This window comes from Streptomyces sp. NPDC048001, assembly GCF_043203115.1.
Lineage (GTDB): Bacteria > Actinomycetota > Actinomycetes > Streptomycetales > Streptomycetaceae > Streptomyces > Streptomyces sanyensis.
Genome location: NZ_JBIDBN010000003.1, coordinates 397,813 through 413,095, shown reverse-complemented (window position 1 = coordinate 413,095; position 15,283 = coordinate 397,813). Strand labels below are relative to the sequence as shown.

The following is a 15,283-nucleotide window of genomic DNA, read 5'->3' as shown; positions in this document are numbered from 1 at the left end:
GTCGGGGCGGTGCGGAGGCGGTCGCGGGGACCGGGCGGTGGCGGTGCGGAGCGCCCTGAACCGCGGGGGCGGTGGGCCGTCAGTCGGCCACGATGCGCACGGCGCCCGGGACGTACTCCCGCTGGCGCACCACCCGGAACCAGCCCCGGGGGAGCGGGATCGCCGCGTGCTCCTCGTGCACCACGCGTCCGCCCTGCGGGAGATGGAGCAGCATCGGCCCGAACTCCCCTCCCTGGCGCACCAGCCGCCCCGGGCCGGGGACCGCATGGGCGTGACCGGTGACCTCGCCCAGCGCCAGCACCAGGCGCCCGCGCCCGTCCCGCGCCTCGCCCTCGCCCTCCCGGGCGCGCTCCGGCACCGCCTCCTCGGCCACGGGCATGATCAGGACGTCCCCCTGCCGGTACACGGCTCTCCCTCCCGGCGGCCCCCTGCGGACCGCCCGTTCATGTGGCCACGCTAGGGCGGGGGTCCGACAACGCCCGCCGCGGACGGAGAACGGAGCGGAGAGCGGCGGACGGCGCCCGCGCCCGCAGGGCCGAGGGCGCGTCACGGCGGGCGCGCCGCGCCCGCCGTGACGGGCGCCGGGGAACGGGCGGGCGGGATGTCGGCGGCCCTTGGTAGAACTGACCTGCCATGACCGACCGCCAGACGCAGGAGCCGTCCAGATGACCATCGGTGACCACATGAAGGAGTGGGGCGGCCTTCCGGTCGCCGACTTCGCCGGCCCCGGCGCGCAGCCGGCCGCCCCGCTCCCCGAGGCGGGCGCCGTCGCCTGGCGGATCTCCGCCGACGTGTACGACGGCGAGGAGAGCTGGCCGGAGTCGTTCGCCAGGTTCCTCCGGTCGGTCGACGCCTCCCGGGTGCGGGCCCTGGTGGTCGGCGGGTGGTGGACCGAGGACTGCGACACCGCCAACACCGAGCTCGTGGAGCTCCTGGCGGCCGCCGCGGACCGGCTCCCCGCGCTGCGCGCCCTGTTCGTCGGCGACGTCACCTACGAGGAGTGCGAGATCTCCTGGATCCACCAGTCCGACATGGGGCCGCTGCTGCGCGCCTACCCCCGGCTGGAGGAGTTCGGCGTCCGCGGCGGCGAGGGGCTGGCCTTCCCGCCCCTGGCGCACTCCGCCCTGCGCAGGCTGCGCATCGAGACCGGCGGCCTGTCGAAGGAGGTCGTCCGCGGCGTCGCCGCCAGCGAACTCCCGGTCCTGGAGGACCTCGACCTCTGGCTCGGCACCTCCTGGTACGGCGCCGACGCCGAGGTGGCCGACCTGGAGCCCTTCCTGAGCGGTGCGCGCCTGCCGTCGCTGCGCCGCCTCGCCCTGCGCAACAGCGAGATCCAGAGCGAGATAGCCGCCGCGCTCGCCGGGGCCCCCGTGGTCGCGCGCCTGAGCGAACTCGACCTGTCCATGGGCACCTTCGGGGACGAGGGCGCGGCGGCGCTGCTCGAAGGCCAGCCGCTCACCCATCTGGCCCGGCTCGACCTCCACCACCACTTCCTCAGCCCCGAGGTCGCGGGCAGGCTGCGGTCGGCGCTGGAGCCGTACGGGGTGGAGGTCGACCTCTCGGACGGCATAGAGGAGCGCGGCGGACGCGAGGAGCGCTACACCGCGGTGGCGGAATGACGCCCGCCACGGCCGCGCACCCGGCCGCCGCGGTCGTGGGACACCCCGAGGGACGGCGCACGGCGCTCCTGCAGACCGCCCTGCGCAAGGCCGGACGCGCCCCCGCGCGCGTCGTCCCCTGGACCGACGTGCTCTCCGGCACGGCCCGCTTCCGGCCCGGGGAGCTGGTGCGCCTCGACTCGCCCGGCCAGGACCCGCTGGCCGACCGGCTGCTGCGCGGAACGGCGGACCCCACCCGGGTGGAGGGCGGCGCCCGCTGGTACCGGGGGTTCCTGGACGCCGTGCAGCATGTCGCGGACGGGGTGCGCGCGGCCGGGGGCACCCTGCTCGCCGATCCGGGGGAGCTGGCCGTCCTGTTCGACAAGCGGCTCTGCCATGCCGGGCTCGCCGCGGCGGGGGTGCCGGTCCCGCCCTCGCCCACCTCCGGCCCCGGCGCACCACCGGTGCGCGGCTGGCCGGACCTGCGCGCACTCCTCGCCCGCCCCGGGCTGCGCCGCGTGTTCGCCAAACCGGCCCACGGCTCCTCCGCCTCGGGGGTGCTGGCCGTCGAGAGCGGCACGGGAGGCCGGGTGCGGGCCACCACCTCCGTGGAGCTCACCCCGTCGGGGGCGCTCCACAACTCCCTGCGGGTGCGCCGCTACGAGGACGAGCGGACCGTCGGCGCCCTGGTCGACGCCCTCGCCCCCGACGGACTGCACATCGAGCGCTGGCTGCCCAAGGCCTCGCAGCACGGGCGCGCCGCGGACCTGAGGGTCGTGGCCACCGCCGGCCGTGCCACCCACGCCGTGGTCCGCACCTCCGCGGGGCCGCTGACCAACCTCCACCTCGGCGGCTCCCGGGGCGACCTCGCCGCGGTGCGGGAGGCCCTCGCCGCCGCGCCCGGGGCGGGCTGGCCCGGCCTGCTGGCGGTCGCCGAAGGCGCCGCGGCCGTCTTCCCGGGCACCCCGTGCGTCGGTGTCGACGTGCTTCCGGCCGTCCACTGGCGCCGCTTCGCCGTCGCCGAGGTGAACGCCTTCGGCGACCTGCTGCCCGGGCTCACGGGCTTCGAGGGCGGCCCCGCCGAGGGCCTCGACACCTACGCCGCGCAAGTGGCCTCCCCGCCCTGGAACCCCGGTGCCCCTCGTGCACCGCACCGCGGCCGCGCGTCCGCGGCCCTCGCGGGCGCCCGCCCCTGACCGAACGACAGGAACCACCCATGCACCCCTTCCCGCCGGGCTCCGCCCTGCGCGACGCCCCCGGAACCGGCACCGCACCCGGGCAGGCGCCCGGGCCCGACACACCCGACATGAACGAGGTCGTCGGCCGGGACGACCTGCTGCTCGTCACGCTGGACACCCTCCGCCACGACGTCGCCGCCGAGGCGGCGGCCCGGGGGCGCACCCCCCGGCTCGCCGGCCGGCTGCCGGGCGGCCGCTGGGAGCGCCGCCATGCGCCGGGCAGCTTCACCTACGCCTCCCACCAGGCGATCTTCGCGGGCTTCCTGCCCACCCCCGCGGCACCGGGGCCGCACCCGCGGCTCTTCGCCGCGCGCTTCGCCGGCAGCGAGTCCACCGCCGGGCGCACCTGGGTGTTCGACACCCCCGACCTGGTCTCCGGGCTGGCCGGCGCCGGGTACCGCACCGTCTGCATCGGAGGCGTCGGCTTCTTCAACCGGCGCGGCGCGCTCGGGTCGGTGCTGCCGGACCTCTTCCAGGAGGCCCACTGGGAGCCGTCGTTCGGGGTCGCCTCCCCGAACTCCTTCGAGGAGCAGGTGGCCTGCGCGGAGCGGGTGGTGGCCGGGCTGCCCGCGGAGCAGCGGCTGTTCCTCTTCGTGAACGTCTCCGCGATGCACCAGCCGAACTGGTTCCACGCCGAGGGCGCCCGCCGGGAGGACGGCGACACGCGGGAGACGCACGCCGCGGCGCTGGCGTACGTGGACCGGCACATCGGGCGCCTCTTCGACGCGATGCGGAGCCGCCGGCGCTGCTTCGCAGTGGTCTGCTCGGACCACGGCACGGCCTACGGCGACGGGGGGTACACCGGGCACCGCCTCGCCCACGAGGCGGTGTGGACGGTGCCCTACGCCCACTTCTTCCTGGAACCCGACGGCCCTCTCCCGTCCGCCGCCGCAGGAGGCCCGCGATGACCACCACACCCTCCACCGCGTCCTCCGCAGCCGTGCCCTCCCCGGCGGGGCCCGGTCGCGCCGGGCCCGCCGCCGCGCCGCCGCCCGCCTCCGGGGTCCGCCCGTACGAGAGCTACGTGTACGCCTACCCGCACAAGACCGCCTACCGCGCCCTCCCGGACCGGCCCGAACTCGCACGGGTGTGGGCGGGCCGGGCCAAGGACGCCCTCTCGCTGTACCTGCACATCCCCTTCTGCGAGGTCCGCTGCGGCTTCTGCAACCTGTTCACCCGCATCGGCGCCCCGGACGGCCTCACGGGCGCGTATCTCGACGCGCTGGAACGGCAGGCGCGCACGGTCCGCGAGGCGCTCGGCGCCGACGGCGGTCCCGTCCGCTTCGCCGCCGCCGCGTTCGGAGGAGGCACCCCGACGTTCCTGACCGCCGCGGAACTCTCCCGGCTGTGCGACATCGCGGAGCACACCGCGGGAGCCGACCTGCGGGCGGTGCCGCTGTCGGTGGAGGCGTCCCCGTCCACCGCGACCGCGGACCGGCTCGCCGTCCTCGCCGAGCGGGGCACCACCCGCCTGAGCCTCGGTGTGCAGAGCTTCGTGGACAGCGAGGTCCGCTCGGCCGCCCGCCCCCAGCGGCGCGCGGACGTCGAGGCCGCTCTCGGCCGCATCCGCGCCGCCGCCCTCCCGGTCCTCAACATCGACCTCATCTACGGCATCGACGGCCAGACCGGGGCCACCTGGAGCCGGTCGCTCGCGGCGGCACTGGCCTGGCGGCCCGAGGAGCTGTACCTCTACCCGCTCTATGTGCGGCCGCTGACGGGCCTCGGGCGTCGCGGCGAGGCGTCCGGCCCGCTCGCGGAGGCCGCCTGGGACGCACAGCGCCTGCGCCTGTACCGCCAGGGCCGCGACACACTCCTGTCCGCCGGGTACGAGCAGGTCTCGATGCGGATGTTCCGCAGGCCCGGCGCACCCACCGCCGTGCCCGCGGACCACTCCTGCCAGACGGACGGCATGGTCGGCCTGGGCTGCGGGGCCCGGTCCTACACCCCCGCACTGCACTACTCCTTCGACTACGCCGTCGACATGCGGCAGATCCGGGCCATCGTGGACGACTACGTGGCCCGGCCGGGCCGGGACTTCGCCCGCGCCGAGTACGGCCGCCGGATGGACGACGGCGAGGCCCGCCGCCGCCACCTGCTGCAGTCGCTGCTCCAGGCCGAGGGCATGGCCGTGGCCGACTACCGGGCACGGTTCGGCACCGGGCCCTTCGAGGACTTCCCCGTCGAGCTGCGGCGGTTCGCGGAGGCGGGCTGGCTGGCCGAGGGCGGTGCCGGGGAGGCGCGGCTGCGCCTCACCCCCGAGGGGCTGGCCCACTCCGACGCGGTCGGACCGGCGCTCTTCTCATCCGCCGTCCGGTCCGCGATGGCCGGCTACGCGCGCAAGTGAAGGGGACCGGCATGGACCTGACCCTGCTGTACCGGGGGCCGCTGGCCTCCTGCGACTACGACTGCCCCTACTGCCCCTTCGCCAAGCGCCGCGACAGCCGGGCCGCCTTGGAGCAGGACCGCAGAGCCCTGGAGCGCTTCTCCGGCTGGGCCGCCGAGGCCGCCGGCGACCGGCTCTCGCTGCTGTTCACCCCGTGGGGAGAGGGCCTGGTGCGCTCCTGGTACCGGCGGGCGCTCGTGGACCTCTCCCGCCTGCCGCACGTGCGGAGGGTGGCGATCCAGACCAACCTCTCCTGCCGGACGGGCTGGATCGCCGACGCGGACCGGGACAGCCTGGCCCTGTGGTGCACCTACCACCCGGGCCAGACGCCCTACGACCGGTTCCTCGGCCGGTGCCGGGAGCTGGCGCAGTCCGGGGTGCGCCACAGCGTCGGCGTCGTCGGCCTCCCCGAGCACCTCGGGCACGCCCGCCGGCTGCGCGAGGCGCTGCCCGAGCACGTCTACCTGTGGGTCAACGCCGCGGAGGGGCACACGTACACCGACGCCGAGGCGGCCGACTGGGAGGCGCTCGACCCGCTCTTCGCGTTCAGCCGCCACCCGCACCGCAGCGCCGGACTGCCCTGCCGGACCGGCGAGTCGGTGGTCTCCGTGGACGGCGAGGGCACCGTCCGGCGCTGCCACTTCGTCCCCGCCGCCCTCGGCAACCTCTACGACGGCAGCTACCGCGAGGCACTGCGTCCGCGCGCCTGCCCGCTGGCCGTCTGCGACTGCCACATCGGCTATGTGCACCTGGAGTCGCTGCCGCTGTACGACGTCTTCGCGGGGGGCGTGCTGGAGCGGATCCCGGCCCGGGAAGCCCTGGCCGGGGCGAGGCCGGCGCGCCCGGCCGCGCGGCCGCCGGGGCCCCGGGCGGCACGCCTCCGCTGAGGCGGCAGGCCCGCCCCGGCCCGGTCCGCCCGGGGCCGCCGGGGCCGGGCGGGCGCCGCTGCGGTGCTGGGCGGGCCGTCGGCGGACCGGGGGCGGAGCGGAGGATTCCGCCCGTACCCCCGGCGTCGAGCAGTCATTAGGTTAGGCTAACCTGACTTTCGTGAAGGACGGCGCAGAGAACACCGCTGCCGCGGCACCCCGCGGCCACCACCTGTCGGCCGCGGACGTGACCGTGGCCTACGACGGGACCGATGTCGTGCACGACGCGGCCCTGTCGCTGCTCCCCGGCGAGGTCACCGTGCTGGTGGGACCCAACGGGAGCGGCAAGTCCACCCTGCTGCGCACGCTCGCCCGGCTCCAGCGCCCGAGGACCGCGCGGCTCCTCATCGACGGCGACACCGACGGGCTCGCCCTGACCCCCCGTGAGTTCTCCCGCCATGTGGCCCTCCTGGCCCAGAAGCGCTCCACGCCCAGCGGCCTGACCGTGCGGGACCTCGTGGAGTTCGGCCGCTACCCCCACCGCGGCCGGTGGGGCGGGAGCGACCCGGGCGGCCCCGCCGCCGTGGACCGGGCGCTCGCCATGACCGGCGTCACCGACCTGGCCGGGCGGGGCGCCGAGCAGCTCTCCGGCGGCCAGCTCCAGCGCGTCTGGCTGGCGGGCTGCCTCGCCCAGGAGACCGGCGTGCTCCTCCTCGACGAACCCACCACCTATCTGGACCTGCGCTACCAGGTCGAACTCCTCGACCTGCTGCGCGACCTGGCGGACGACCACGGCATCGCCGTCGGCGCCGTCCTGCACGACCTCGACCAGGCCGCCGCGGTGGCCGACCGGATCGTGCTGCTGCACGACGGGCGCACCGTCGCCGACGGCACACCCGAGGCCGTCCTCACCCCCGAGCGGCTGACCGGCGCCTACGGCATCCGCATCGAGGTCGACACCGACCCCCTGACGGGCCGGCTGCGCACCCGCGCGATCGGCCGCCACCACACCCGAAGCGAAAGGCTCAGCACCACCTCATGAGACGACTCCTCCTGGCCGCCACCGCCACCGCCGCCGCCCTCGCCCTCAGCGCCTGCGGCACCACCGAGCCGGCCGCCGACGACGCGGCCGCCCCGAAGGGCGCCGAACCCCTCGTCCTCACCGACGCCACCGGCACGAAGGTGGAACTCGACGGCCCCGCCGAGAAGGTCGTCGGCACCGAGTGGAACGTCGTGGAGAGCCTGGTGTCCCTCGGCGTCGACCCCGTGGGCGTCGCCGACGTCAAGGGCTACAAGACCTGGGACACCGCCGTCCCGCTCACCAACGACCCCGAGGACATCGGTACCCGCGGCGAGCCGAGCATGGACGCCATCGCCGGGCTCGCGCCGGACCTCGTCATCGCCACCAGCGACCTGCCCGCCGCGGCCGTGCAGCAGCTGCGCAAGATCGCACCCGTGCTGGAGGTGCGGGCCGCCGACGCCTCCGACCCGATCGGGCGGATGACGCAGAACCTCGACCTCATCGCCCAGGCCACCGGTACCACCGACCGGGCCGAGGAGCTGAAGGAGGAGTTCGAGGCGAAGACCGAGGCGGGACGCAAGGCCCTCGCCGACGCCGGGCTCGCCGACGCCCGCCTCGCCTTCGCCGACGGCTACGTCGTCTCCAACCAGGTCTCCATCCGCCCCTACACCGGCGGTTCGCTGATCGGCGGCGTCAACGAGGAGCTGGGCCTGAAGAACGCCTGGACCGTCGAGGGCGACGAGAACTACGGCCTCGGCACCACCGACGTCGAGGGGCTGACCTCCCTGGGCGAGGACGTGCACTTCGCCTACATCGGCAGCGCGGGGGACGCCAACAGCACGCCCTTCACCGGGGTGCTGAAGGACGACCCGGTGTGGACCTCGCTGCCCTTCGTCAAGGACGGGAACGTCCACCGGCTGCCCGACGGCATCTGGATGTTCGGCGGCCCCGGGTCCATGGGAGCCTACGTCGACGCCCTCGTCGCGGCCCTGACGAAGTAACCACGTGGCCGTCACCGCCCCGCCCTCCGCCCCCCGTCCACCGGCGGTCGCGTCCCGTACGGGCGCGGCCGCGGTGACGGCCGCGCTCCTGCTGCTGCTCGCCGCCCTCGCCGCCGCCGACATCACCCAGGGCACCGCCGCCGTCGGCGCCCCGGAGGTCCTCAAGGCGCTCACCGGGCGCGCCGAGCCCTCCGACGCCTCCGTCGTCGTCGCCTCGCGCCTGCCCCGGATGGCCGCGGGGCTGCTCGTCGGCGCCGTGCTCGGCATCGCCGGGGCCGCCCTGCAGGCCGTCAGCCGCAACGTCCTCGCCTCACCCGACACCCTGGCCGTGAACGCCGGGTCCTATCTCGCCCTCGGCCTCGCCGCCGTGACCGGCGTCTCCCTGCCGCTGCTCGCCTCCTCGGGCATCGCCTTCGCCGGGGGCGTCACGGCCGCGGCCGTCGTCCTCGGCCTGTCCGGGCTCGGCGCCGGGACCGTCCGGCTCGTGCTCGCCGGCAGCGCCCTGACCCTCGGTCTGACCGCCGTCACCGAGGGGCTCCTGCTGCTGTTCCCGGAGCAGACCGAGGGGCTCTACCAGTGGAACCAGGGCAGCATCGCGCAGAACGGCTTCGGCGGAGTGCTCTCGGTCCTCCCGCTCGCCGTGATCGGCCTCGCCGGCCTGCTCCTGCTGTCCCGGCGCATCGACACCCTCGCCCTCGGGGACGAGGCCGCCCGCGGCCTCGGGGTGCCGGTGCGCGCCACCCGCGTCGCCTCCGTGGCCCTCGCCGCACTGCTCTCCGCGGCGGCCGTGACCCTCGCCGGCCCCATCGGCTTCGTCGGTCTGTGCGCCCCCGCCCTGGTACGGCCCCTGGCCCGCCGGATCCGCCCCTTCGCCCGGGCGCGGGCGGGGCTCCCCCTCGCCGGCCTCGCCGGCGCGGTGCTGGTCCTCGGCTCCGACGTCGCCCTGCGCGCCGCCGTGCCCCCGGACGTCGCCGTCGCCGTGCCCACGGGGGTGGCCACCTCGCTCGCCGGTGCCGTCTTCCTCGTCGTGCTGGCCACCCGGGTGCGGGACGCCGGGCGGACCGCCGCGGAGGACCGGCTGCGCATCCGGAGCAGGACCGCGTTCCTGGCCGCCACGGCCGTCCTCGTGGCCCTGCTGGCCGCCGTCGCCGTCGCCGCGGTCCTGCTGGGCGACAGCAAGCTGCTGCTGGGGGACGTGGCCAACTGGGCCCAGGGACGGGCGGGCCGCGCGGTCGGCTTCGTCCTCGACACCCGGGTGCCTCGGGTGGTGGCCGCCCTCCTGGCCGGTGCCGCCCTCGCCCTCGCGGGCACGCTCGTCCAGGCCGTCACACGCAACCCGCTCGCCGAACCCGGCGTCCTGGGCGTCTCGGGCGGTGCCGCGCTCGGAGCCGTACTCCTCGTCACCACCGTGCCGCTGGCCGGGTCGTGGAGCATCGCCGGGGCCGCGTTCGCGGGTGCCGCCGCCAGCTCGCTGCTGGTCTTCGGTCTCGCGGCGCGGGGAGGTTTCCGGCAGAACCGCCTCGTCCTCGTCGGCTTCGGCGCCGCCACCGGCAGCGCCGCACTGATCGGGCTGCTGATCGTGCTCACCGACCCGTTCAACGCCACGAAGGCGCTGACCTGGCTTTCCGGCTCCACCTACGGGCGCAGCCTGCCGGACGCGGTGCCGCTCGCGGTGGTCCTGGCCGTCGGCCTGGCCCTCGCCGCCGTGCGGCGCACCGAACTCGACCTGGTCTCCCTCGACGAGGACACCCCGAGGCTCCTCGGGCTCGGCCTCTCACGGGCCCGCCTGGGCTTCCTGGTCCTCGCCGTGCTGCTCAGCGCGACCGCCGTCGCGGCGGCCGGCACCATCGGCTTCGTCGGCCTCGTCGCGCCCCATGCCGCGCGGGCCCTGGTCGGCCGCCGCCACGCCCGGGTCCTGCCGGTCGCCGTGCTCCTCGGCGCCGTGCTCGTCTGCACGGCCGACCTGGTGGGCCGCACCGTCATCGCCCCGGCGCAGCTGGGGGCGGGCCTGATGACCGCGGTCATCGGCACGCCGTACTTCCTCCATCTGCTGGTGCGCAGCCGCCGCTGAGGGCGCGGGGGCCCGCCGCCGGAAGGGGTCCGCCCGCCGCGCGGCGGGCCCGGCAGGCGGGGGAGCGGCCGCCGGGGAGGGGGCTCAGGCGGTGCGCGCGGACTCCCGCTCCAGGCGCGCGCGCAGGTCCCCGGCGAACTCCTCGGCCCGGGACAGCTGCACCCGGAGCCGGTCGACCTGCTCGGCGGCCGCCCGCTCGTAGCCGCGTACCCGGGCCAGCAGCGCCGCGCGCTCGTCGGGGGCGGCGCCGTCCTCCGCGTCGAGGCGGTCGGTGGCGTCGAGCAGCTCGCGCATCTGGTCGAGGGTGAAGCCCAGGGGCTTCATGCGGCGGATGACCATGAGCCGCGCCACGTCGGTCTCCGTGTAGAGGCGGAAGCCGCCCTGCGAGCGGGCCGAGGGCACCACCAGCGCGGCGTCCTCGTAGTGGCGGATGGTGCGCAGCGACAGCCCCGTACGTGCGGCGACCTCGCCGATCTGCATCCGCTGCCTGCCGTCCACGCGCCTGCTCCCCGAGTCCGCCGCCTGTGCCGGACCGCCGTGCGCGACCCGACCGGTCCCTACCCTAACGTTAGGGTAGAGTTGCCGTCGGCGGGTGCGGCCCTGGTCGCCGTGTGCCCCGCCCCTTCCGAGTCGGGGCCGACGCCGCCCCCGGTGACGCCCCCGAAACCCCGCAGGAGAGCCGTGCGCGAGTCCATGACGCCCGGCGCCGGCGCCTGCCCGCCGTGACCCCGCGGCCGCGACGCACGGCGCCCGAGGGCGCCCCGTCCCCCTCCTGAGCACCGGCCCCTCCCCGGGGCCCTCCGCGAGGTGCCGGCCCGGCCCTCCGCGTCCCCCGCGCGCCCGTCAGCCGAGCGGAGCGCCCGAGCACGACAGGAACGCCCTCCCGTGTCCTCTTCCGCTTCCGCTGTCTCCCCGGCCGGGCGGCTGCGCGCCCCCGACTGGCTGCGCGACCCCAAGGTGTGGCGCACCGAGGTGCTGGCCGGTCTGGTGGTCGCCCTCGCCCTGATACCGGAGGCGATCTCCTTCTCGATCATCGCCGGCGTGGACCCGGCGATCGGTCTGTTCGCCTCCTTCACGATGGCGGTCACCATCGCGGTCGTCGGCGGCCGGCGGGCCATGATCTCCGCGGCCACCGGGGCCGTCGCCCTGGTGATCGCCCCGCTCAACCGCGAGCACGGACTCGGGTACCTGGTCGCCGCGGTCATCCTGGCCGGCGTCTTCCAGGTGGTCCTCGGAGCACTGGGCGTGGCCAGGCTCATGCGGTTCATCCCGCGCTCGGTGATGGTCGGCTTCGTCAACTCCCTCGCCATCCTGATCTTCATGGCGCAGATCCCCGAGCTGACCGACGTCCCCTGGGCGGTGTACCCGCTGGTCGTCGGCGGCCTCGCCCTGATGGTGTTCTTCCCGAAGATCACCACCGTGGTCCCGGCGCCGCTCGTCTCGATCGTCATCCTCACCGTGATCACCGTGGGGGCGGCGATCGCCGTCCCGACCGTCGGGGACAAGGGCGAACTCCCCTCCTCGCTGCCGGTGCCGGGCCTGCCCGACGTGCCGTTCACCATGGACACCCTGACGACCATCGCGCCGTACGCCTTCGCCATGGCGCTGGTGGGCCTGATGGAGTCCCTGATGACGGCCAAGCTGGTGGACGAGATCACCGACACCCACTCCAGCAAGACCCGCGAGTCCGTGGGTCAGGGCATCGCCAACATCGTCACCGGCTTCTTCGGCGGCATGGGCGGCTGCGCCATGATCGGCCAGACGATGATCAACGTGAAGGTCTCCGGAGCACGCACCCGGCTGTCGACGTTCCTGGCCGGCGCCTTCCTGATGGTCCTGTGCGTCGTCTTCGGACCCGTGGTCTCCGACATCCCCATGGCCGCACTGGTGGCCGTGATGGTCATGGTGTCCTTCGCCACCTTCGACTGGCACTCCGTCGCGCCGGGGACCCTCAGGCGGATGCCCGCCGGTGAGATCGCCGTCATGGTGATCACGGTCGCCTGTGTGGTCGCCACCCACAACCTCGCGATCGGTGTCGTGGTGGGCTCCCTCACCGCCATGGTCGTCTTCGCCAAGAGGGTGGCCCACCTCGCCGAGGTCACCGCCGTGCTCGACCCCGACGGCAGCACGGTGGTCTACCGGGTCACCGGCGAGCTGTTCTTCGCCTCCTCCAACGACCTCGTCGGCCAGTTCGGCTACGCCACCGACCCCGGCAAGGTCATCATCGACCTGTCCGCCGCGCACATCTGGGACGCCTCCTCCGTGGCCGCCCTGGACGCCATCGAGACCAAGTACGCCCAGCGCGGCAAGACCGTCGAGATCACGGGCCTCAACGACCCCAGCGCCCGGCTCCACGACCGCCTCAGCGGGGAACTCGCCGCCGGGCACTGACCGGCTCCCGGGCCGGGCGGGGCTCCCTGGAGCCCCGCCCCGTCCCGCCCGGCCCGGGCGCCGGGTGTCAGTCCGCGCGGCCCGTGGCCGCCATCCCCACGCCCAGCCCGATCATGGCCAGCCCGCCGGTGCCGCCGAGCAGCGCCAGTCTCCGGGGCGAACGGGCGAACCAGGACCGCGCCGTCCCCGCCGCCAGACCCCAGGCGCCGTCGCAGACGGCCGCGATGACGGTGAAGACCAGGCCGAGCAGCAGCATCTGCCCGGCGGCGTGCCCCTGGCCGCGGTCGACGAACTGCGGCAGGACGGCCGCGAAGAAGACGATGGTCTTGGGGTTGGTCGCCCCGACCGTGAAGCCCTCCCAGAAGGTGCGCCGCCCGCGTGCGGTCGCCTGCGCCCCCGGGACGGCGGCCCGGATCCGGCCCCGCTCCCGCCAGGCCCGGATGCCGAGGTGGACCAGGTAGGCCGCACCGGCCAGGCGCAGCACCGTGTAGAGGGCCGCGGAGCGCTCCACCACGGAACCGACTCCCAGCGCCACCGCCAGCACCGGCACGCACACCCCGAGGGTGTTGCCGGCGACCGTGGTCAGCGCCGCACGACGGCCGAGCGCCAGCGCCCGCCCCACCACGAACAGCACGCTGGGGCCCGGGATCGCGATCAGCACCAAGGACACGGCGGCGAAGGCGAGGACGCGGTCACTGGACGGCATGGCGCCATGCAAGCACGTGCGGGCGGGCCCGCTCCAGGGGTTTGCGCGCCCTCGCGACCCGGCCGCCGCCCCGCGGCGCTCCCCGGCCCCGGCCGCGCGCCCCCGCCCCGCTGCCGTCTCCGCCGTCACCGGCGGGCCCCGGTGCCGCCCCGGAGGCCCTCCCGGCACCCCCTCGCGGCGGGCCGCCCCGGCCACCCCGGCCCGCAGGGGCGTGCGCCCCCGCCCCGCTGCCGTCTCCGCCGTCACCGGCGGGCCCCGGTGCCGCCCCGCACGCCCTCCCGGCGCCCCCTCGCGGCGGGCCGCCCCGGCCACCCCGGCCCGCAGGGGCGTGCGCCCCCTGAACGCCGTGCCCGATGGGCTCCGCCGCTGGTCAGAGCCCTGAGCCCGGCAACACGGGGGCACTGGACGCCCCCGCCGCCACGCGGGTTAGCATATGAGCGCCACCTAGCTCGAAAGAGAAGACCTGTGACTGTCAACGACGACTCGTTCACCAACTGGATGCACCGCGAGGAGATCGCGGAGTCGATGATCCCGATCATCGGGAAGCTGCACCGCGAACAGGACGTCACCGTCCTGGTCCACAGCCGCTCCCTGGTGAACAAGTCGGTGGTGAGCATCCTCAAGACCCACCGCTTCGCCCGGCAGATCGCCGGCGAGGAGCTGTCGGTCACCGAGACCATGCCCTTCCTCAGGGCGCTCACCACGCTCGACCTGGGCCCCTCCCAGATCGACATCGGCATGCTGGCGGCCACCTACCGCGCCGACGGGCGCGGTCTGAGCGTCGAGGAGTTCACCGCGGAGGCCGTCGCCGGTGCCACGGGCGAGAACAAGATCGAGCGCCGCGACGCCCGCGACGTCGTGCTCTACGGCTTCGGCCGCATCGGCCGCCTCGTCGCCCGCCTGCTGATCGAGAAGGCCGGCTCCGGCAACGGCCTGCGGCTGCGGGCCATCGTCGTGCGCCGCGGCGGCGAACAGGACATCGTCAAGCGCGCCTCCCTGCTGCGCCGCGACTCCATCCACGGCCAGTTCCAGGGCACCATCACCGTCGACGAGGCGAACAGCACGATCATCGCCAACGGCAACGAGATCAAGGTGATCTACGCCGGCGACCCCTCCGAGCTGGACTACACGGACCACGGCATCAAGGACGCCATCCTCATCGACAACACGGGCCGGTGGCGCGACCGCGAGGGCCTGTCGCAGCACCTGCGCCCGGGCATCGACAAGGTCGTCCTCACCGCCCCCGGCAAGGGCGACGTGCCGAACATCGTGCACGGGGTCAACCACGACACGATCAAGCCCGACGACCGGGTCCTGTCCTGCGCCTCCTGCACCACCAACGCCATCGTCCCGCCGCTGAAGGCGATGGACGACGAGTTCGGGGTGCTGCGCGGCCACGTGGAGACCGTGCACTCGTTCACCAACGACCAGAACCTGCTGGACAACTACCACAAGGCCGACCGCCGCGGCCGCTCCGCGCCCCTGAACATGGTCATCACCGAGACCGGTGCCGCCTCCGCCGTCGCCAAGGCGCTGCCCGAGCTGAAGGCCCCGATCACCGGCAGCTCCATCCGCGTCCCGGTGCCGGACGTCTCGATCGCCATCCTCAGCCTGCGGCTCGGACGCGAGACGACCCGCGAGGAGGTCCTCGACCACCTGCGCAAGGTCTCGCTCACCTCGCCGCTCAAGCGCCAGATCGACTTCATCAGCGCCCCCGACGCCGTCTCCAGCGACTTCATCGGCTCCCGCCACGCCTCGATCGTCGACGCGGGCGCCACCAAGGTCGACGGCGACAGCGCCATCCTCTACCTCTGGTACGACAACGAGTTCGGCTACTCGTGCCAGGTCATCCGGGTCGTCCAGCACGTCTCCGGGGTGGAGTACCCGACCTACCCGGCCCCGGTGGCCTGACCGGCAGGGACTCCGCGCCCCGGCCCGGCGCCCGCCCCCGCGAAGGGGGCCGGGCGCCGGGCGCGCTTCCGTCCGCCCCCGGGGTGCCGCGGCCCCG

13 protein-coding genes are annotated in these 15,283 nt (G+C 75.4%); 10 read left to right on the top strand and 3 right to left on the bottom strand.

What is annotated here, in order from left to right:
• Positions 1-79: 79 nt before the first annotated feature.
• The gene (locus ACGF15_RS08355; protein WP_345615839.1) at positions 80-406 is read right to left on the bottom strand and encodes a hypothetical protein; all 327 of its coding nucleotides are present in this window, start codon (positions 404-406) and stop codon (positions 80-82) included.
• 259 nt (positions 407-665) lie between these two features.
• Here ACGF15_RS08355 and ACGF15_RS08350 point away from each other — a divergent pair, with 259 nt between their 5' ends.
• The 8 genes from ACGF15_RS08350 to ACGF15_RS08315 all read left to right on the top strand — a co-directional run bounded on the left by ACGF15_RS08350 (position 666) and on the right by ACGF15_RS08315 (position 10,178).
• The gene (locus ACGF15_RS08350) at positions 666-1,619 is read left to right on the top strand and encodes an STM4015 family protein (RefSeq protein WP_392797290.1); all 954 of its coding nucleotides are present in this window, start codon (positions 666-668) and stop codon (positions 1,617-1,619) included.
• Entirely contained in the window at positions 1,616-2,794 is a 1,179-nt protein-coding gene (locus ACGF15_RS08345; protein ID WP_392797288.1) for an STM4014 family protein, read from the top strand. Before ACGF15_RS08350 ends, ACGF15_RS08345 begins: the two co-directional genes overlap by 4 nt.
• Before the next feature lie 110 nt (positions 2,795-2,904).
• Entirely contained in the window at positions 2,905-3,744 is an 840-nt protein-coding gene (locus ACGF15_RS08340; protein WP_392797361.1) for an STM4013/SEN3800 family hydrolase, read from the top strand.
• Positions 3,741-5,180: an STM4012 family radical SAM protein gene (locus ACGF15_RS08335; protein ID WP_392797286.1), complete on the top strand. Its 1,440-nt coding sequence runs from the start codon at positions 3,741-3,743 to the stop codon at positions 5,178-5,180. The genes ACGF15_RS08340 and ACGF15_RS08335 overlap by 4 nt, the downstream gene beginning before the upstream one ends.
• 11 nt (positions 5,181-5,191) lie before the next feature.
• Positions 5,192-6,106, top strand: a complete 915-nt coding sequence (locus ACGF15_RS08330) for an STM4011 family radical SAM protein (protein ID WP_345615835.1) — start codon at positions 5,192-5,194, stop codon at positions 6,104-6,106.
• 160 nt (positions 6,107-6,266) lie between these two features.
• Positions 6,267-7,127, top strand: coding sequence for an ABC transporter ATP-binding protein (locus ACGF15_RS08325; RefSeq protein ID WP_392797283.1), 861 nt, complete (start codon positions 6,267-6,269; stop codon positions 7,125-7,127).
• Positions 7,124-8,107, top strand: coding sequence for an iron-siderophore ABC transporter substrate-binding protein (locus tag ACGF15_RS08320; protein WP_392797281.1), 984 nt, complete (start codon positions 7,124-7,126; stop codon positions 8,105-8,107). Before ACGF15_RS08325 ends, ACGF15_RS08320 begins: the two co-directional genes overlap by 4 nt.
• Positions 8,108-8,111: 4 nt before the next feature.
• The gene (locus ACGF15_RS08315) at positions 8,112-10,178 is read left to right on the top strand and encodes an iron ABC transporter permease (RefSeq protein ID WP_362740620.1); all 2,067 of its coding nucleotides are present in this window, start codon (positions 8,112-8,114) and stop codon (positions 10,176-10,178) included.
• Positions 10,179-10,262: 84 nt separating this feature from the next.
• On the opposite strand, the gene ACGF15_RS08310 is transcribed toward ACGF15_RS08315, so the two are convergent.
• The gene (locus ACGF15_RS08310; protein ID WP_376428838.1) at positions 10,263-10,658 is read right to left on the bottom strand and encodes a MerR family transcriptional regulator; all 396 of its coding nucleotides are present in this window, start codon (positions 10,656-10,658) and stop codon (positions 10,263-10,265) included.
• 405 nt (positions 10,659-11,063) lie between these two features.
• On the opposite strand from ACGF15_RS08310, the gene ACGF15_RS08305 reads away from it, so the two are divergent.
• Complete coding sequence (locus ACGF15_RS08305; RefSeq protein WP_345615830.1) at positions 11,064-12,569, top strand: SulP family inorganic anion transporter; 1,506 nt, start codon at positions 11,064-11,066, stop codon at positions 12,567-12,569.
• Positions 12,570-12,636: 67 nt separating this feature from the next.
• Here the strand turns inward: ACGF15_RS08305 and ACGF15_RS08300 are convergent, their stop codons facing one another.
• Positions 12,637-13,275 (bottom strand): LysE family translocator, encoded by a 639-nt coding sequence (locus ACGF15_RS08300; protein WP_392797279.1) that lies wholly within the window; start codon positions 13,273-13,275, stop codon positions 12,637-12,639.
• Positions 13,276-13,740: 465 nt separating this feature from the next.
• Here ACGF15_RS08300 and ACGF15_RS08295 point away from each other — a divergent pair, with 465 nt between their 5' ends.
• Positions 13,741-15,186, top strand: coding sequence for a glyceraldehyde-3-phosphate dehydrogenase (locus ACGF15_RS08295; RefSeq protein ID WP_392797277.1), 1,446 nt, complete (start codon positions 13,741-13,743; stop codon positions 15,184-15,186).
• The last annotated feature ends 97 nt before the right edge of the window (positions 15,187-15,283 follow it).